Annotated in this window: 18 protein-coding genes; 8 read left to right on the top strand and 10 right to left on the bottom strand. The window is 69.5% G+C overall.

Translation table 11 applies throughout. From position 1 onward, the window contains the following. From ON37_RS16510 to hpnC, 4 genes are read right to left on the bottom strand one after another with little or no spacing between them, the layout of a single operon-like run. Complete coding sequence (locus ON37_RS16510; protein ID WP_051031670.1) at positions 1 to 1,017, bottom strand: polyprenyl synthetase family protein; 1,017 nt, start codon at positions 1,015 to 1,017, stop codon at positions 1 to 3. Continuing rightward, positions 1,014 to 2,426, bottom strand: a complete 1,413-nt coding sequence (hpnE, locus tag ON37_RS16505) for a hydroxysqualene dehydroxylase HpnE (RefSeq protein WP_040720452.1) — start codon at positions 2,424 to 2,426, stop codon at positions 1,014 to 1,016. The genes ON37_RS16510 and hpnE overlap by 4 nt, the downstream gene beginning before the upstream one ends. After that, positions 2,423 to 3,322: a presqualene diphosphate synthase HpnD gene (hpnD, locus tag ON37_RS32460; RefSeq protein ID WP_040720519.1), complete on the bottom strand. Its 900-nt coding sequence runs from the start codon at positions 3,320 to 3,322 to the stop codon at positions 2,423 to 2,425. The genes hpnE and hpnD overlap by 4 nt, the downstream gene beginning before the upstream one ends. 2 nt (positions 3,323 to 3,324) lie before the next feature. Beyond that, on the bottom strand, positions 3,325 to 4,179 hold the full coding sequence (hpnC, locus tag ON37_RS32455) for a squalene synthase HpnC (RefSeq protein WP_040720451.1): 855 nt from the start codon (positions 4,177 to 4,179) through the stop codon (positions 3,325 to 3,327). 104 nt (positions 4,180 to 4,283) lie between these two features. On the opposite strand from hpnC, the gene ON37_RS16490 reads away from it, so the two are divergent. Beyond that, a complete protein-coding gene (locus ON37_RS16490) occupies positions 4,284 to 5,486 on the top strand; it encodes a PucR family transcriptional regulator (protein ID WP_051031669.1) in 1,203 nt (400 codons plus the stop codon). A 9-nt stretch (positions 5,487 to 5,495) separates the two neighbouring features. Here ON37_RS16490 and ON37_RS16485 read toward each other — a convergent pair whose 3' ends face one another. Beyond that, complete coding sequence (locus ON37_RS16485) at positions 5,496 to 7,052, bottom strand: sensor histidine kinase (protein WP_040720450.1); 1,557 nt, start codon at positions 7,050 to 7,052, stop codon at positions 5,496 to 5,498. After that, positions 7,045 to 7,722, bottom strand: coding sequence for a response regulator (locus ON37_RS16480; RefSeq protein WP_040720449.1), 678 nt, complete (start codon positions 7,720 to 7,722; stop codon positions 7,045 to 7,047). The genes ON37_RS16485 and ON37_RS16480 overlap by 8 nt, the downstream gene beginning before the upstream one ends. Positions 7,723 to 7,841: 119 nt before the next feature. Here ON37_RS16480 and ON37_RS16475 point away from each other — a divergent pair, with 119 nt between their 5' ends. After that, positions 7,842 to 8,222 carry a PepSY domain-containing protein gene (locus ON37_RS16475; protein WP_040720448.1) on the top strand — a complete coding sequence of 127 codons (381 nt, stop codon included), beginning with the start codon at positions 7,842 to 7,844 and terminating at the stop codon, positions 8,220 to 8,222. A 16-nt stretch (positions 8,223 to 8,238) separates the two neighbouring features. Here ON37_RS16475 and crcB (ON37_RS16470) read toward each other — a convergent pair whose 3' ends face one another. From crcB (ON37_RS16470) to ON37_RS16460, 3 genes are all read right to left on the bottom strand, one after another. Further along, positions 8,239 to 8,601, bottom strand: coding sequence for a fluoride efflux transporter CrcB (gene crcB, locus ON37_RS16470; RefSeq protein WP_040720447.1), 363 nt, complete (start codon positions 8,599 to 8,601; stop codon positions 8,239 to 8,241). Positions 8,602 to 8,739: 138 nt separating this feature from the next. Then, positions 8,740 to 9,258: a fluoride efflux transporter CrcB gene (crcB, locus tag ON37_RS16465; RefSeq protein ID WP_305082359.1), complete on the bottom strand. Its 519-nt coding sequence runs from the start codon at positions 9,256 to 9,258 to the stop codon at positions 8,740 to 8,742. A 177-nt stretch (positions 9,259 to 9,435) separates the two neighbouring features. Continuing rightward, complete coding sequence (locus tag ON37_RS16460; protein WP_040720516.1) at positions 9,436 to 10,083, bottom strand: phosphatase PAP2 family protein; 648 nt, start codon at positions 10,081 to 10,083, stop codon at positions 9,436 to 9,438. A gap of 187 nt (positions 10,084 to 10,270) precedes the next feature. Between ON37_RS16460 and ON37_RS16455 the strand changes: the two genes are divergently transcribed. Further along, a complete protein-coding gene (locus ON37_RS16455; RefSeq protein WP_040720446.1) occupies positions 10,271 to 10,987 on the top strand; it encodes a LysR substrate-binding domain-containing protein in 717 nt (238 codons plus the stop codon). Between the two features lie 46 nt (positions 10,988 to 11,033). Here the strand turns inward: ON37_RS16455 and ON37_RS16450 are convergent, their stop codons facing one another. Then, positions 11,034 to 11,318: a DUF2631 domain-containing protein gene (locus tag ON37_RS16450; protein WP_085997317.1), complete on the bottom strand. Its 285-nt coding sequence runs from the start codon at positions 11,316 to 11,318 to the stop codon at positions 11,034 to 11,036. Between the two features lie 159 nt (positions 11,319 to 11,477). Between ON37_RS16450 and dxr the strand changes: the two genes are divergently transcribed. The 5 genes from dxr (at position 11,478) to ON37_RS16425 (ending at position 18,352) form a co-directional block, all read left to right on the top strand. Then, on the top strand, positions 11,478 to 12,617 hold the full coding sequence (dxr, locus tag ON37_RS16445) for a 1-deoxy-D-xylulose-5-phosphate reductoisomerase (protein ID WP_040720514.1): 1,140 nt from the start codon (positions 11,478 to 11,480) through the stop codon (positions 12,615 to 12,617). Between the two features lie 21 nt (positions 12,618 to 12,638). Beyond that, positions 12,639 to 13,868, top strand: coding sequence for a M50 family metallopeptidase (locus tag ON37_RS16440; protein ID WP_040720445.1), 1,230 nt, complete (start codon positions 12,639 to 12,641; stop codon positions 13,866 to 13,868). Positions 13,869 to 14,347: 479 nt separating this feature from the next. Beyond that, positions 14,348 to 15,481: a flavodoxin-dependent (E)-4-hydroxy-3-methylbut-2-enyl-diphosphate synthase gene (ispG, locus tag ON37_RS16435; protein WP_210741136.1), complete on the top strand. Its 1,134-nt coding sequence runs from the start codon at positions 14,348 to 14,350 to the stop codon at positions 15,479 to 15,481. Positions 15,482 to 15,590: 109 nt separating this feature from the next. Continuing rightward, complete coding sequence (locus tag ON37_RS16430; RefSeq protein WP_083893046.1) at positions 15,591 to 16,451, top strand: GNAT family N-acetyltransferase; 861 nt, start codon at positions 15,591 to 15,593, stop codon at positions 16,449 to 16,451. An 80-nt stretch (positions 16,452 to 16,531) separates the two neighbouring features. Continuing rightward, positions 16,532 to 18,352: a penicillin-binding transpeptidase domain-containing protein gene (locus ON37_RS16425; protein ID WP_040720511.1), complete on the top strand. Its 1,821-nt coding sequence runs from the start codon at positions 16,532 to 16,534 to the stop codon at positions 18,350 to 18,352. Positions 18,353 to 18,411: the final 59 nt, after the last annotated feature.

Raw genomic sequence — 18,411 nt, 5'->3', positions numbered from 1 at the left:
CTATGCACTCCGTTCCACGATGAAATCCGCCAGGGCGACGAGCTCCCGGCGACAGTCGGGGGCGATCGGTACGGTGTCGAGTGCTCGCTGGGCGGCCCGCACCCGCCGTCGGGCCTCGGCTCGCGCCCAGCGCCGGCCGCCGGCGGTTTCGACCATGTCGGCCGCCGCCTTCAGGTCGTTCTCGCCGGGTTCTCCGGATTGCGCGAGCCATTGCGCCAGTGCGCGGCCCGCCGGGCGGCCGGATTCCAGGCTCCAGGTCACCGGCAGCGACTTCTTGCGCGAGCGCAGGTCGGAGAACACCGGTTTGCCGGTGACCGCGGGATCGCCCCAGATGCCGAGCAGATCGTCGACGAGCTGGAAGGCGAGGCCGATGTTGTCGCCGTAGCTCTGCAGCGCCGCGACCGTCGCCGGCGGAGCGTCGGCCAGTACGCCGCCGACCGCCGCGCTCGCCGCCAGCAGCGCCGCGGTCTTACCCATCGCCATGTGGATACATTCGGCGAGAGTCACATCGTTGCGATGCTCGAAATCGACGTCGGCCGCCTGACCGCGGATCAGATCCTGGGTGGCCTTTCCGACCAGCCGGGCGGCGGCGACGGCATGCGGAGATCCCGAATCCAGCAGCACCTCGTGTGCCAGCGCGAGCATGGCGTCACCGGCCAGCACCGCGACCGCATCGCCCCAGACGGCCCACACCGTGGGACGGTGGCGGCGGGTGGCGTCGCGGTCCATCAGATCGTCGTGTACCAGGGAGAAGTTGTGCACGAGTTCGACCGCCACCGCGCCCGGTATCGCACACAGATCGTCACCGGCGGCGGCGCGGGCGGCGAGCATGGTGAGCCGTGACCGCACCGATTTCCCGCTGGCGGCGGCCACCGGTCGGCCGTGCTCGTCGCAGAAGCCGAGGTGATAGGCGACCACCGGCCGGATCGCATCGTCGAGCCGTCCGACGGCGTCGAACAGTGCCGACCGGACGGCATGACCGTCGGCGTCGACCGTGGACAGGGTAGTTACCGTCATCTGATCACCTCCGATATCCGCGTGCGGGGTTCGGGCGTACCGGAGCCGTCGGCGCCGGCGCGGGCCGGAAGGCCCGCCAGATGCGAAATGACCTCGGCCGCAGCGGCTTCCCCGCTGCGGACGGCGCCCTCCATGGTGGCCGGCCAGCCGGTGGCGGTCCACGCCCCGGCCAGCGCCAGGCCCGGCAGCGCGGTGGCCGCGGGCGGCCGCCATCGTGCGGTGCCGGGTGCGGGGCGGAAGGTGGCGTGCCGTTCGCGCGTGACGAAGAAGTCGACCACGCCCGCGCCGCGGGCCGCGGGCAGCAACTGCTCGAGGGCCGGCAGGAACTCCCGGCGCAGGGTGGACACCGGACGATCGACGAATTCGTCCGCGGCGGAAACGGATACGGCCAGATACTGCGCCCCGGCGGGGAAGCCCCCGGAGCGGTGCAGCCCGGATGCGTCGGTCCGGTCGAACACCCACTGCACCACCGTGCCGATACCCGCGCGCAACGGTTCGCGCATGACCCGCCGGTCGTAGATCACGTGAATGTTGACGATCGGCGAACTACCCAGTGCCGCAGCCCAATCCGCGGGCGGATCGACCGCGTCCGGAGGCAGTACCGCCTGCGCGACCGCCGGTGGCACCGCCGAGACGACCGCGTCCGCGGCGGTTTCGCCGGTGGCGCCGGCCACGGTCCATCCGTGCGCTGCCCGGCGGATCGCGGTGATCTTCTCGTGCGTCGTCGTCACCCCGGCAGCGCTGAGGGCGGCCGCCGCGGCATCGCCGTGCAACTGCCGCAACGGGATCCGGGACCAGCCGATATCGGCTGCCCCGGCATCGGTGAGCAGGCCGATCTGGAAGACGGTGGCGGCCAGGCTCAGCGAGACGTCGTCGGCGCGGGCATTGAGGGTGGCGACGCCGACCAGATCCCACAGACTGTCGATGGCGTCCCGGTCCTGACCGTGCGCGCGCAGCCAGTCCCCGAAACTGGTTGCGTCCGTGCGCGGATCGGTGGGGTCGACCGCGCGCAGAGCGAGCGCGGCCCGCACGAACCGCAACCGGGCGCCCTGGGTCAGCCATGGATACCGCAGCAGGGCCCAGCTCAGATGCAGCGGGGCCGGCAGCGGCAGCCGGCGCAATCGGCCCTGGTGACCGCCCCCGGCGACGGGGATGTCCAGCCGGGACTGCAGCCGCACCGAATCCCGCACGCCGAGCCGGTCCAGCAGGGCCAGATAGCGATCACAGCAGCGCAGGAACACGTGCTGGCCGTTGTCCACCCACAGCTCGCCGCGGGCGAACGAATGGGTCAGACCACCCAGCCAGGGCCGGGCTTCGTAGAGTCGCACGGCATATCCGGCGTCCGCGCAGCGCAGGGCCGCGGTGATGCCCGCGAGCCCACCGCCCACCACGGCCACCCGCGGCGTCATCGCCCGCCCCGCCCGAAGGCGGTCATCGAATACTGCAGCAGCGCACCGGATGCCACTTTGGTCTTCTCGCGTCCGCTCAGCGACAGCCGCCGGTCGTAGACGGCCACCGGATTCGCTCGAATGCGTTCGTTGAGCCGCCGGTAGATGCCCGCCATCGCCGCACAGCAGGCGGCACTGCGTCCGTCCAGATGCGGAATCAGGCGCAGCCCCAGGCAATACCAGTTTTCGGCGCGCTCGGCCCCGGTGCGGATGAGCGCTGCCAGTCCGCCGTTGGGGTCGTTCAAGGCGCCGCCGGCGTCGAGTTCCAGCCGGACACCGAAGCGGCGCAGGTCGTCGCGGGGCAGATAGATGCGGCCGTTGATCAGGTCCTCGCGGATGTCGCGCAGAATATTGGTCTGCTGCAGGGCGATTCCGAGCTGATCGGCATACAGCGCAGCGCCCGGATCGCCACCGGATCCGAAGATCGACAAGCACAACCGGCCGACCGCCCCCGCCACACAGCGGCAATAGTGGGTGAGCTCGTCGAAGTCGGCGTAGCTGACACCGTCGACGTCGGCCTGCACACCGTCGATCAGTTCGCCGAACGCGCCCATCGGCACCGGGAACCGGCGAGCGGCGTCGGCGACCGCGAACAACACCGGATCATCGGTTCCGGCACCGCCGGTCACCTTGTCCAGTTCCTTGCGCAGCAGGGTCAGGGCCTCGGTTTTCGCGCCCGGTTCGCCCTGATCGTCGCCGATGTCGTCGATGCGGCGAGCCAGCGCGTAGAGCGCGCACAGAGCCGAACGCTTCGCCGGTGGCAGCAACCGGATCCCGTAGTAGAAATTCTTCGCCTCGGTGCGAGTGATCTGTTCACAGGCCTGATAGGCCTCGGCGGCGGTGGGGGCGACGGCGATACTCACTGCGGCACCACCGTCGCCTTGCCGAGCAACGCGACCATCGAGGCCACGGTGTCGACATGTCGCGGTCGCACCGGGGCCGTCCAGACGTCGCCCTCGGCGGCCCGCAGCGCGCGCACGGTCGCGCAACCCCCGGCGATATATCCGGCCACGGCGAGTCGCGCCCACCCGGTCAGCCGGGCGACCAGGGGTGCGCCCTCGTCGAGCATGGCTTCGCAGCGATCCACCTGGGTGAGCACCACCGCGCGGCACGCCGGATCGCCCGGGCCGCCCGTGGCCAGGCTCGATTCGGCCACCCCGGCCTCGGCGAGATCGCGCTGGGGCAGATAGATGCGGCCCGCGGCGTAGTCCTCGGCGACGTCCTGACAGTGTTCGAGGACCTGCAGCGCCGAACAGACCCGATCCGACAGGGCCACCGTCTCCGGCGTGGACTGGGCGAAGACCGCGAGCACCAGCCGGCCCACCGGATCGGCCGAGAGGCGGCAGTAGCCGAGCAGATCGTCGAAGGTGGCATACCGGTGCACCCGCTGATCGATCAGATTCGCCTCGATCAACTCCTGGAACGCGTCCTGGGGCAGGTCGCATGCCGCCACCGTGGGGGCCAGCATCTGCAGGACGGGATCGGCGGGCGGGTGGCCCTGATACAGGCCGGCGAGGTCGGCACGCAGGGCCAGCAGCTGCGACACACGATCGCCGGGCGCTTCGTCACCGATCTGGTCGATTAACCTGGTGGCTGCGTAGACCGCGTGCAGATGCCGGCGTGGTTCGCGTGGTAGCCACCGCAGCGCGACGGGAAAGTTCTCTTCCTTCTCACGAGCCCGCAGCCAGCGGGCCGGGGCTGTCGCTGCGTCCATGTTTCGATGGTGAACGCAAACCAGGGCTCAAATCTTCAACCGCCGAAGTGATTCCGGTTGGTGTTTTTTGTATCCGGACGATAATCGAGCCGGAGAGGACTCGAATGAGCGATTCCCATAATGAAATTCCGATAACACCGGACGCATTGGAGCAGCTCTCGGAGGAACTCGACGCTAGGATGCCCGATCTCCTGGACGAGGTCCGTGATCTGCTCGCCGCCGAGTGGCCCGACTACGCGCGCTATCTCGACGAACACCGGCCCGAGGTGGCCGAGGTCGGCGTGCTGTTCGTCCACCGGCTGCTGGACCTGGCCGAACACGGCCCGCGCCCAGGCGATTCCGCAGGTGAGGGCGTGCCGCCACCCACGCAGCTGGTATTCGAACAGGTGGGTCGCCAGCAGTTGCAGGACGGCGCCGACCTGTCGGATCTGCTCGGCGCGTACCAGGTCGGCGCGCGGGCAGCATGGCATCACGTGGCCGAGACGGCGCTCAAACTCGACCTCGGTCCGGAGGTGCTGGCGGTGCTGGCCGAGGCGGTATTCGCCTTCGTCGACGAATTCTCCGCGGCCTCGGCGCACGGTTATGTGCTCGAGCAATCGGCCTCCAGCGCAGCGCGGGAACGACACCGCGAGGAATTGGCGGAATTGTTGCTTTCCGGCCGGTCGGACACCATCGGAATCCGGATTGCCGCCGAGCGCGCCGGCTGGCAGTTGCCCACCGATGTGGCGGTGGTCCTGGCCGATCCCGCCGATACCCGCTCCTGCGGTGTGATCGAACATCTCGGCACGCACTGCCTGCCGATCCGGCGAGACGACGCGGTCGGCGCGATCGTGCCCAATCCGATGCTGGGCGGGCGCATCACCCGGCTGATCGGGGCGCTGCGCGGGTGCGATGTCGTGATCGGGCATCCGCTCACGCTCGACCTGCTCCCCACCGGAATGCGGATCGCCCGGACCGCGCTGCGGCTGCGCAAATCGGGCGTCCTCTCCGGGTCGCCGGTGGTGGTGGCCGACGAACTCGACACCATCATCGCCAACCGGGACGAATGGCTACTCGAGTCGTTGCGTTCGCAAGTGTTGCAACCGCTTCGGGAACTGCCCGACAACAAACGGGACCGGCTGGTCGAAACCCTGCGCAGCTGGTTGTGGAATATGGGCGATCGGCACGCGATGGCGGAGGAGCTGCACATCCATCCGCAGACCGTGCGGTACCGCATGGACCGGTTGCACGAGGTCTTCGGCGACAAACTCGATTCACCGCGGGAGCGGGCGCGGATGTATCTGGCACTGACCTGGGACCGCAGATAATCGGGCCGGTCAGGTCGGCGCGTCCGCGGCGGGCAGGGTGACGGTGAATCGCGCTCCGCCTTCGGGGCTCGTATCCACCTCGATTCGGCCGTCGTGGCCCGCGACCACGTCCGCGACGATCGCCAGGCCCAATCCGGCCCCGCCGTCGTCGCGGCTGCGGGCGTCGTCGAGGCGGACGAAACGACGGAAGATGCGTTCCCGGTCCGATTCCGGAACTCCCGCCCCATCGTCGCAGACCTCCAGCACGGCGCGATCGGCGTCTCCGGTCACGCGCACCCGGACCAGTCCGGCCGCATGACGCTGCGCGTTGTCGACCAGATTGCTCAACACCCGGCCCAGGTGGATTCGACTGCCCCGCACCATGATCGGCGGATCCGAATCGGGCTCCGGCAGCTCGAGGGTGATCGGGTGGCGATCACCGGCCCGCCGGGTGAGCTCGTCGCGCACCAGAGCCGCCACGTCGACGGTGTCACGGCGTGGTTGTTCGCCGGAGTCCAGGCGCGCGAGCAGCAGCAGATCGGCCGCGAGATGCTCCAGGCGGACCGTGTCGTCGAGTATCCCGTCCAGTTCGAGCAGCTCCGGATGGGCTCGGGCCACCTCCAATTGCGTCCGCAGGCTGGCGATCGGACTGCGCAATTCGTGTGCCGCATCGGCGATGAACCGGCGTTGCCGCTGGGCGGCGGCTTCCAGCGCCGACAAGGTGGTGTTCGTGGTGGCGGCCAGTCGCGCGATTTCGTCGCGTGCCGGGGGTTCGGGGACGCGGCGGGACAGATCGCCGTCGACGATCTCGGCGAGTTCGGCGCGAATCGCCTCGACCGGGCGCAACGCCCGCCGGGTCACCAGCCAGGTCACCGTCGCGACCAGGGCCAGCAGCGGTATCAAGCCGAGCAGCATGGCGGTGCGGACACCGGAGACGGCCCGATCGGCGGTGGCCAGCGAAACACCCGAGTAGACGGTGACCGGTTCCCCATCCGGCGGGGTGACCGACAGTGCGGCCACGCGGAATTCGTGACCGCCGGATCGGTCGGCCACGGGTAACCGCAGATCGCGGACCGCGATATCCGAGCCGACGCGGCCTGCCGCACCCGCGACTCGGCTCGGCCCGGACACCGCGAGTGATTCGTCGTCCCCGCCGGGCTCGTCCGCCTCGTCATCGTCGTCGTCCCGGTCCTCGTCATCGCCCGGCAGACCTGTGCCCGGTACCGGGAGTATCTGGCCGGCAGGGTCGTCCGGGGGCCGCCCGGTGCCCAGAACCGGGCGCCGCGGGAGGTCGTCGTCGGCGGCCAGTACCACCCCCTGCCGCGATATCACCTGTACCGGTTGGTCATCGGCATCGGGCAGATTCAGGTGCGCGTAGTCGACCCCGGCGGCGATCCGAGTGGCGATCGCGCGAGCCGTCGCCTCGGCCTGCAGGCTCGCGCTGTCGATCAGGTTGTGGCGCAACACAGTCAGGACGGCGGCACCGGCCGCGATCAGGGCCGCGGCCACCACCACCGTCGCCCCGGCCGTCGTGCGGGCCCGGACCGAACTCCACCATCGCGCCCGGCCGGTACGCGACTCAGGCACTCCTGGCCACCAGGCGATATCCGGCGCCCCGGACCGTGACGATGGTCCGGCATCCGAAGGGGGCATCGATCTTGCGGCGCAAGGCGCTGATGTACACCTCGACGATATTCGGGTCGCCCCGGTAGGCGAAATCCCAGACATGTTCGATGATTTCGGCCTTGGGAACGATCTGCTCGGCGCGTACCGCCAGATGTTCGAGCACCGCGAACTCCTTCGCCGTCAGCTGGACCGGCCGATCACCGCGCCGGCAGCTGCGCCGCGCCGGATCGACGACGAGATCCCCGACTCGCAGCAGTGGTGCGCCGCCGCGCGACCGCCGTCGCAGCAGTGCCCGAATGCGGGCCAGCAGAACCACATACGAGAACGGCTTGCACAGGTAGTCGTCCGCTCCGGTGTCGAGGCCCTCGGCCTCGTCGTATTCGCCGTCCTTGGCGGTGAGCATCAGCACCGGTGTGTCGTCCCCGTCGGCGCGCAGCGTGGAGCAGAGCCGGTACCCGTTGAGCCCCGGCAGCATGACGTCGAGGAGGATCAGGTCGTAGCTCGTCGTCCGGGCACGGTGCAGGCCGTCGATGCCGTCGTAGGCGACATCGGTCGCAAAGCCTTCTGCCGCCAGCCCTTTCGCCAGGGTGTCGGCCAGCCGCTTCTCGTCCTCCACGATGAGCAGACGCATGCGGTCAGCTTCGCAGATTCCTCCTGAAGGGAACTTCAGCCGGCTTCAGCGAGCCTTCAGGTCGCTCGTGCGACGGTGACCTCGCCATCGAAAAGCACACGTGCACAGGAGGAATCACTATGACGACACTATTGCGCCGGATCCGTGGCGGGCTGCGCTGGCTGCTGGTCGGAGTCACCGCCGTCACGATGGTCGCACTCGGTGGCCTGGCGGTCGGACTCGGCGCCGGGTGGTTCGGCGACTCCGCCGAGCGAGTGGAGTTCTCGCCGATCGGATACGCCGAGCCGGTCGCGGCACCGGAGGACCGATCCGCCGACCGAGATCGGGCCGTGGCGGCGGCGCAGCGGGCGGTGCCGGGGGCCACCGTGCAGTCCGCCGCGCCGGACGTCGAGAACGGGCGCCGAGTCTGGGAGGTCGACCTGCGCGACGGCCGGGGCGAGGTCGATGTGACCGTCGACGCCGACAGTGCGGCGGTGCTGTCGGTCGAGCGCGACGACTGAGCGTCCTGCCGCGCCGCTAACCGACCACCGCGTGCGCCACCGCATAGCCGAGCAGTGCCGCGCCGAGTCCGGCGATGACGCTGACGACGACGTTCATCGTCGCGTAGAACGTCGCGCGCTGTTCGAGCAGTCGGACGGTCTCGTAGCCGAAGGTGCTGTAGGTGGTCAGGGCGCCGCAGAAGCCGGTACCGGCAAACGTCAGCACCGGACTGCCGGCCGCGGCGCCGGTGAGCGCGCCCAGGATCAGGCACCCGACGATGTTCACGGTGAGGGTGCCCCACGGAAACAGGCTGTCGTGGCGGGCTTGGACGAAGCGATCGGTCAGATATCGCGCCGGTGCGCCGATCATCGCACCGACGAGAACCAGGACCACCGTCACCGTTCCTCCTGAATTCCGCGGGACACCCGCACCCGGTCGGCGCGGTGTGCCGCTGCGCGATTGTCGCTCACCGGGCCTCCGGTGTTCTGCGGGACACCCGCACCCGGTCGGCCCGATGACCCGCTGCGCGATTGTCGCTCACCGGGCCTCCTGGCGGATCAGCCTGCGCAGCAGCACCATTCGCGCCAGGGTGACCCCGCCCACCACTGCCGCGAGCGCGCTCACCAGGGTTGCCGCCAGATATCCGAACGCCGGCGCAGCCGCACCCTCGGCCAGCAGAGCGCGGATCTCCACGGCGTAGGTGGAGAACGTCGTGAAACCACCGAGGAACCCCACCCCGAGAAACGGCCGCACCAGCCGGTGCGCGGACCACACCTCGGTGATCAGCACCATCAGGACGCCGATGGCCAGGCAACCGAGCACGTTCTCGGCGAACGTGCCCCACGGAAACCGGCCGGGCCGCGTCGGCAGCAGGCCGGTCAAGCCGTAGCGGGCCAGCCCACCCAGGCCGCCGCCGAGGGCGATGACCGCCAGGACCGGGAGCTGTTCGCGCAGCAATTCCCGGCGCGGCGCGGGATCGCCGACCTCGGTGCCGGGACCGGCCGGGCGATCGGTGGCTGCGTCGACTCGGGACGTGAAACGACGAAACACGGTCACGGAAGGACTCCTACTCGAACGCGAACGTGACGGACCTCGAGTAGGGACTGTTGGTGATCGTCGACCACGGTTGCTCCGGCACGGTGCCGGAGTGGCGAGCCCCACCGCCACGTCGCACAGAATAGCGGGCGCGCTCGTGCGGGCGCCGCCGTGCTCGGTCTCCTCGCCCGGCCCGATTCACGGGCGCGGGACCGGGGCCTTCCCGGTATCGGCGACCAGGGGAGCGAGCGCCGATCCGCGCAGCCGTTCGACCAGCGCCGTCACGGGCCGGGCGAGCAACAGGCAGACCGCAGCGGCCACCGGAATCGCCAGAATCGCCGAGGCGACCACATCGTGCGGATAGTGACCGCCGACGTAGACCCGGCTGAAGGCGAGGACGACCGCGAAGATCGCCGTGATCCAGCCCAGGCGCCGATTCACCAGCCACAGTGCCGCGACGGTGGCGGCGGCGGTGGTGGTGTGGCCGCTGGGAAACGAGTAGTCGCTCGCCACCGGGCAACTTTCGATGATATAGGCGGTGGGCACACCCCGGCACGGCCGCGGCTCGGCCACGATCACCTTCACCACCTCGGCAACCAGGTACGCGACGACCACGCCGACCGGTGCCAGCAGCGCCAGCGCCATCGACCGGTCGTCGCGTCGGCGCGCCTGCCACCAGCCGATCAGCATCAGCACCGCGAAGATCGCCAGCCCGGCATCGGTCCACCACAGCATCGCGTCGTTGAGCCACCGGGTGTGGTCGGCGAAATCGGTGATGGTCGTGAACAGCGGCCGATCGAATCCGGGGCCACCGGAAGCCATCGGAACCGGGGAGGGGGTCGTCAACACATATCCGATCTGGTCGGCCCGGGCGTGCCCGGGGAGGGTGGCTGGAAGTGCTGGATCATTTCTACCGTGTTCGCCCGGCCGGCATCGTTTCGACCACCGGCGTCGAACTCGTGGCCACTTAGGTGCGTTACGGCCGTCCTCCGGCGGATGCCGAGCCGTCGCCGCGGTGCCATACGCTTGCCGCATGACCGACTCTGCTCCCGCGCTGCGCATCGGATACGTTCCGGGCGTCATCGTCGCCAAGTGGGCCCGGGTCTGGGCGGAACGGTTTCCCGGCACGCCGCTCGAACCGGTCGCGGTGCCGCAGGCCGAGCAGCGGGACGCCTTGACCCACGGCCGCGTCGACATGTGTTTCGTGCGCCTGCCGATCGATCGCGACGGCCTGCACGCGATTCCGCTCTACCACGAGGTCGCGGTCGCGGTGGTGCAGAAGGATCACCCGATCGCTCTGTTCGACGAGGTGAGCATGGCCGATCTGGCCGGCGAACGATTGCAGGACGCCGCGGATCCCGATGCCGTGGGCGCGACGCTGGAGCTGGTGGCGGCGGTCGGCGGTGCGGCGGTGGTGCCGCACTCGCTGGCGCGGCTGCACCACCGTCGCGATCTGATCTACCGCCCGCTCACCGACGTGGATCCCACGCAGATCGCGCTGGCCTGGCCGATCGAAGAGCCGGCCGAACTCGTCGAGGAATTCATCGGCGTGGTGCGTGGTCGCACGGCCCGCAGCTCCCGTACCGCCGAGGAACGCGATCGCCGCGGACGGTCCGCCGAAGGCGCTGCGGCGCAACGGGGCAACGGGCGATCCGGTGGTTCGCATTCGGCGCCTGCCCGGCGCGGCGGCACGGGGAAACCGGCCCGTGCCGGCAAATCCGGCGGTCCCCGGAAACGACGCGGCCGCTGAGGTCGGAGACCTCAGCGGCCGGTCGAGCGGTTTCGCGCGAGCCGAGTCAGCGCGGCTTGCGCTGCAGAATCGAGTCGCGGATCAGGATGGCGGACAACGCGATCGCGAAGCCGATCAGGAAGATGTATCCGGTCCAGCCGGTTCCGGAGGAGGCGCCCTGCTGGTTCTCGAACAGCATGGCCAGCAGCAGCAGGACGACGACCCATCCGGCGATACGGAAGGTACGCCGCGATTCACCACTCCAACCCCAGGCGGCGGAGGGAACCTCGGCGGGATCGACCTTGGTGACGACGCCGGCGCTCTTGGCGGGTTCCAGTTCCGTGGCGGCCACGTTCGCTCCCATCATTTCCGTGTTCGCTGCGTCCGCGGCGCGTCGCGCACCGTGCGTTCGCAGGTCGTGAAGGTGACTGTCGAGAATATGTTTGCATACGACCGCCCGTCGTAGCCAGCGGGGTGACGGGCGCGGCGGTTCGCCGTGGACAATGAGTGCGTGTCCGACATCGTGAAAGTTCTGCTGCTCGGCAGCACCGGCTCCATCGGCACCCAGGCATTGGAGGTCGTCGCCGCCAATCCGGACCGGTTCCAGGTGGTCGGACTGGCCGCGCGGGGCGGCAACACCGATCTGCTCGCCGAGCAGATCCGCGCCACCGGCACCGACAACGTGGCGGTGGCCGACCCGGCCGCGGCGGCGAAACTCGGTGTGTCCCTTGCCGGTCCGGACGCGGTGACCGAACTGGTGCGGCGCACCGAGGCCGATGTGGTGCTCAACGCCCTGGTCGGCGCCCTCGGTCTGCGACCCACCCTGGCGACGCTGGAGTCGGGGCGGCGGCTGGCGCTGGCGAACAAGGAGTCGCTGGTCGCCGGTGGGAGTCTGGTGACCCGGGCCGCCGCGCCCGGCCAGATCGTCCCGGTCGATTCCGAACATTCGGCGATGGCGCAATGTCTGCGCGGCGGGCGGGCCGACGAGGTCGCCCGACTGGTGCTGACCGCGTCGGGCGGACCGTTCCGGGGCTGGACCACCCAAATGCTGGAATCGGTCGGCCCGGACCAGGCAAAGGCCCACCCCACCTGGTCGATGGGGCTGATGAACACGCTGAACTCGGCCACCCTGGTGAACAAGGGCTTGGAGCTGATCGAGGCGCACATGCTGTTCGGCATCGACTACGACCGCATCGATGTGACGGTGCACCCGCAGTCGATCGTGCACTCGATGGCCACCTTCACCGACGGCTCGACGCTGGCGCAGGCCAGTCCGCCCGATATGAAACTGCCGATCGCCCTGGCCTTGGGCTGGCCCGATCGGGTACCCGGGATGCTCGCCCCGATCGACTTCGGCACCGCGTTCACCTGGGAATTCGAACCGGTCGACAACGAGGTCTTCCCGGCGGTGGAGTTGGCCCGCAGCGCCGGGAAGGCGGGTGGAAGTGTCACCGCGGTCTACAACGCTGCCAACGAAGTCGCGGTCGAGGCGTTCCTCGCCGGTGCGTTGCGATTCCCCGATATCGTGCGCACGGTCGCGCGGGTGGTCGAGTCGGCCGACCATTGGGCCGCCGAACCCAGTACCTTGGACGAGGTGCTCGCGGCGGATGCGTGGGCGCGGCAGCGTGCGCGCACGCTCGTGAGCAACTGATTCAGGAGGGTTCCACACCGCATGGGCTTCGCGATCGGATTCGTGCTGTTCGCCCTCGGCATCACGCTGTCGGTAGCGCTCCACGAATGTGGCCACATGTGGGCGGCGCAGGCCACCGGCATGCAGGTACGCCGCTACTTCATCGGCTTCGGGCCGAAGGTGTTCTCGTTCCGCCGCGGCGAGACCGAATACGGGCTCAAGGCGCTGCCGCTGGGCGGCTTCTGCGATATCGCGGGCATGACCGCGCTCGACGAGGTGCCGCCGGAGGATCTGCACCGGGCGATGTATCGGCAGGCCACCTGGAAGCGGCTGGTGGTGATGTTCGGCGGGATCGCGATGAACTTCGTCCTCGGCTTCCTGCTGATCGTGCTGCTCGCCGTCGCGTGGGGCCTGCCGCGGCTGGATTCGCCGCCGGCCACCCAGATCTATCCGGCCGGATGCGTGGCCGCGCAGAACCCAGACGGTTCGATGCAGCAGTGCAGCGGGCCCGGCCCGGCCGAGCGTGCGGGGCTGCGGCGCGGCGACCTGGTGACCGCCATCGACGGTAAACCGGTGAAGAGCTGGAACGACTTCCGTTCGATCACCGAGAAGGCCGAGGGGCCGGTCGTCTACACCGTGAAACGCGGCGACGAGACGCTGCAGATCACGGTGACGCCGGAGCGGGTGGCCACCTACCCGGTGAAATCCGGTGCCACCGACAGCTCCGAGCGCGTGAGTACGCCGGTGTACGTGAGCAAAGTCGGTGTGGCACAGGACTTCTACGGTCCGGAGAAGCACGGTCTGCTCTCCGCGATTCCGGCCTCGGTGGTCTTCACCGGCGATATGTTCGGCCGCACCTTCGCCTCGCTGGCCCAGATGCCCAGCAAGGTGGTCAGCCTGTGGCATGCCGTCACCGGCGGCGAGCGTGATGCCGATACTCCGGTCAGCGTCTACGGCGCCAGCAAGATCGGCGGCGAAACCGCAGAGCACGGGCTCTGGGGTGCGTTCGTTCTGGTGCTGGCCAGCCTGAACTTCTTCCTGGGCGCATTCAATCTGCTCCCGCTGCTGCCCCTGGACGGTGGCCATATCGCGGTGGTGATCTTCGAGAAGCTGCGCAATCTGTGGCGCAATCGCAAAGGTCTGCCCAACGGCGGCCCGGTCGACTACATGAAGCTGCTCCCGGCGACGTATGTGGTGGTGGTGATCGGCGGCGCGTACATGATTCTCACCCTGGTCGCCGACATCGTGAACCCGATCAAGCTGTTCCCCTAGCGAGTTCCGTTGTCAGCGAGCTCCGTTGTCGCGCAGCCGGTCCTGCCGGGCCGCAGCCGCTTCCGGATCGGCCGGAAGTTCGGGGGTCATCGCGAGGCGCACGTCAGTGCCGTCCGACACGTGGTCGCGGGGTGACCATTCGGTGAATCCTCCTGAACGCGGCGGTGATTCGCCACGCCGCGCATCGTCGCCCGGAGTGCGTGGTGAATCCGGGTCGTATCACGGTAACCAGCCGGCGGCGAGGCCGGAAAAGCGCCGCCGACCGGGGCACTCCGATCTGCCGTCCGCGGCCGGTGCGGTCCCGGTCACAGTCGGTTCGCGGAGCCGGTCGGACGATATGACCCGGAGCACGGGCCGCCGTGTCGGTGCTCTCACAGATCGCACTCACGGTGCCCGCACTAGACTCGGCAGCGAACGGGTGCACCCAGTACGCAGACGAAAGTAGGCAGCCGAACGTGAGCACAGCCATCACCTTGGGGATGCCGGCCGCACCGGCGGCGGTCCTCGCACCGCGGCGTAAGACCCGCCAGCTGATGGTGGGCACGGTGGGAGTGGGCAGTGATCACCCCATCTCGGTCCAGTCGATGACCACGACCAAAACCCACGATGTGAACGCGACGCTGCAGCAGATCGCCGAGCTGACCGCCGCGGGCTGCGATATCGTCCGCGTGGCCTGCCCCCGGCAGGAGGATGCCGACGCGCTGCCGATGATCGCGAAGAAGTCGCAGATCCCGGTGATCGCCGATATCCACTTCCAGCCGCGCTACATCTTCGCCGCGATCGACGCCGGCTGCGCCGCCGTACGCGTCAATCCGGGCAACATCAAGGAGTTCGACGGCCGGGTCAAGGAGGTCGCCAAGGCCGCGGGCGCGGCCGGGATCCCGATCCGGATCGGCGTGAACGCGGGCTCCCTGGACAAGCGGATGCTGGAGAAGTACGGCAAGGCCACCCCCGAGGCGCTGGTCGAGTCGGCGTTGTGGGAGGCGAGCCTGTTCGAGGAGCACGGCTTCGGCGACATCAAGATCTCGGTGAAGCACAACGACCCGGTCGTCATGGTCGAGGCCTACCGGCAGCTGGCCGCGCAGTGCGACTATCCGCTGCATCTGGGCGTGACCGAGGCCGGACCGGCGTTCCAGGGCACGATCAAATCCGCCGTCGCCTTCGGTGCGCTGCTCAGCGAGGGGATCGGGGACACCATCCGGGTCTCGCTGTCCGCGCCGCCCGCGGAGGAGGTCAAGGTCGGCGGGCAGATCCTGCAGTCGCTGAATCTGCGTCCCCGCAAACTCGAGATCGTGTCCTGTCCGTCCTGTGGCCGTGCCCAGGTCGACGTCTACACCCTCGCCAACGAGGTCACCGCCGGCCTGGAGGGGTTGTCGGTACCGCTGCGGGTGGCCGTGATGGGTTGTGTGGTCAACGGGCCGGGCGAGGCGCGCGAAGCGGATCTGGGCGTGGCGTCGGGCAACGGCAAGGGCCAGATCTTCGTCAAGGGCGAGGTGATCAAGACCGTGCCGGAACATCGGATCGTGGAGACGCTGATCGAAGAGGCCATGCGGCTCGCCGACGAAATGGGTGTCGACGCGGAAGCCGGCGAGCCGGTCGTCACGGTCGGCTGAGTACCGGACACGGACAACGGAGCCGGGCCCGGTGCGAGTCGGCCGCATTCTGCCACTGGAGCCGAGCAAAGCCCCCGCACGCAGGCGAGGTTCATGGCAGGCTGGGAGCGTGCGGAGTGTGCTGGAACCGTCGCGCCGGTCACGGATTTCCGGTGCTCGTCAGCTCGGTGAACGAGATCTGACTCGGGTGCTGCAAGTGCTGGACACCGACCCGGTGGCCGCTTGCATGGTGGCGGCACGCCTGCAGGAATCCGGGTTGGACAATCGCGGCGGCGGTGAGCTGTGGTCTCGGGGGACGCCCGAGGATTCGCTGTGCTTCTCCGGTGCGAATCTGGTGCCGCTGCGCGGGAACACCGAGGACCTGCGCGCCTTCGCCGAGCGCGCGGCCCGGTGGCCGCGGGTGTGCTCGTCGGTGGTCGGCCGCCAGGAACTGGCGCTGCCGCTGTGGGAGATGCTGGAGCAACGCTGGGGGCCGCCCCGCGAGATCCGTTCCGATCAGCCTTTGCTGGCGCTCGACGGCCGGGCACGAGTGGTGCCGGATCCGAAGGTCCGCCGAGTGCGCACCGACGAACTGGACCGCTATCTCGTCGCCGCCGTCGCGATGTTCACCGAGGAGATCGGCGTCGATCCGCGCGCGGGTGACGGCGGCCGCGGCTACCGGCGCCGCGTCGCCGGACTGATCGAATCCGGTCGCGCCTGGGCCCGGTTCGAGGACGGCGAGGTCGTCTACAAGGCCGAGGTAGGGGCGATGTCCCGGCGCACGGGCCAGATCCAGGGCGTATGGGTGCATCCGCAGTGGCGGGGACGCGGGCTGGGCACGGCCGGTACCGCGGCCGTCGCGGATGCCGTTGTCGCGGCCGGCCGGACCGCGAGCCTCTACGTGAACTCCTACAACGAAGTGGCCCGCCGCGCCTACGCCCGGGTTGGATTCCACCAGGTCGCCACCTTCGCCACCGTTCTGGTCGACTGAACCGGCAGGTTTGTTGCACGCGGTGCAAAACCAGTGTGTCGCAAGAATTACCAGCGATCGGCTGGCTACCATCGGTGGCGATGTCGAGGTCGAAATATCCGTTGCGGGCGTGGATGCCCCGGGCGCTGGCATTGAGCGCCGCCACCGCCGTGGTCGTCACGGTGGGCGCCTGTTCGTCCGCGTCGTCGGGCCCGGTGGCCGCCGCCGACGCGTTTCTGTCGGCGTTCGCCGCGCACGATGTGGCGCGGGCGGCCGATCTGACCACTCAGCCCGAGAAGGCCTCGGCGGCACTGACTTCGGCGTGGACGAACCTGCAGGCCGAGAAGTTGAGCGCACACACCGGTTCGGCCCGGGTCACCGGTGACACCGCCACGGTCGACTACACCTACGAGTGGACGCTGCCGAAGAATCGGGTCTGGACCTACACCGGGCAATTGCCGATGGGCCGCAGTGGTGGACGCTGGCAGGTGCGCTGGACGGCCGCCGACATACATCCCAAACTCGGTGACACCCAGACGCTGCATCTTCGCGCCACCCCCGCACCCCGGGCCCGGGTGAACGAGCGGTCCGGCGGCGATGTCCTCGTTCCCGGTGCGGTGCATCGGATTTCGTTCACCGTCGGCGCGGCCTCGGACCCCGGCTATGTGGCGGGCGCGTTGTCGGCGGCATTGAAGCGGTTCGACGACGCCCTCGGCGCGGACGCGATTCTCGCCGCCGCGCGCAAGGCGAACGGTCCGTATCCAGTCATCGCGCTGACCGACCGGGAATTCGACGAGGTGGGCGGCCAATTGCTCGGGCTGTCCGGTGTGACCATCGACCGGCAGTGGGATCTCGTCCCCACCGACCGGCATTTCGCCCCCGATCTGATGACGCAGATCCGCAAAACCGTGATCGACGAGGTCGACGGCAAGGCCGGCTGGAGCGTGGTGACGGTCAATGCCGACGGCGTCGACACCGACGTGTTGAAAGAGGTTGCGCCGCAGCCGGCGCCGTCGTTCTCGCTGAGCATCGACCGTCATGTGCAGAATGCCGCCCAGCGTGCCGTCGACGGCCGCCGCGAACAGACCATGATGGTGGTGGTGCAGCCGTCCACGGGCGCCCTGCTGGCGGTGGCGCAGAACGAGGCGGCCGATGCCGACGGACCCGTCGCCACCACCGGGCTCTACCCACCCGGGTCCACGTTCAAGACGGTCACCGCGGCGGCCGCGATGGCCGCGGGCATCGCCGAGCCCGACACCACGGTGCCGTGTCCGAGCCGAATCGTGGTGGGGGAGCGCACGATTCCGAACTACGATCTGTTCTCCCTCGGCGACGTGCCGATGGCGACCGCCTACGAGCGGTCCTGCAACACCGCCTTCGCGAAGCTGGCCAGCGAACTGCCGGGCGACGCGCTGACCGATGCGGCCGCCCGGTTCGGGGTCGGCCCCGACTACACGGTGGCGGGACTGCCGACCGTGTCGGGCTCGGTCCCGCGCGCCGACGACCTGGTGGTGCGCACCGAGGACGGCATCGGTCAGGGCAAGGTGGTGGTCAGCCCGTTGGGTATGGCCTTGGTGGCGGCCACCGTGGCGCACGGTTCGGCGCCGACGCCGTATCTGATCGCCGGACACGCGACCGCGGTGCACGGTGACCGGCCCGCCCTGGCGCCGCAGGTGGTGCGCGGATTGCAGGAGATGATGCGCAAGGTGGTCACCGGAGGCACCGCCGCGCGGATCGCCGACCAGGGCGAGGTGTTCGGCAAGACGGGTGAGGCCGAGGTGGACGGTGGTTCGCATTCCTGGTTCATCGGCTACCGCGGCGACCTGGCCTGGGCGACATTGCTGGTGCGGGGCGGAAGTTCCGACAACGCGGTGGCGGTGACCCGCGACATGCTGGCCGCCCTGCCGCCGGGTGAGGCGTGATCGGTCTCGCGGGCACTCGCCGAGACGAACGTGACCGGACGCCGATGCGACGTCCGGTC

The sequence above is a fragment of the Nocardia veterana NBRC 100344 genome, assembly GCF_000308855.1.
In the GTDB taxonomy this organism is placed as follows: domain Bacteria; phylum Actinomycetota; class Actinomycetes; order Mycobacteriales; family Mycobacteriaceae; genus Nocardia; species Nocardia veterana.
The sequence above is the reverse complement of the archived record's forward strand: the minus strand, read 5'-3'. Positions and strand labels throughout refer to the sequence as shown.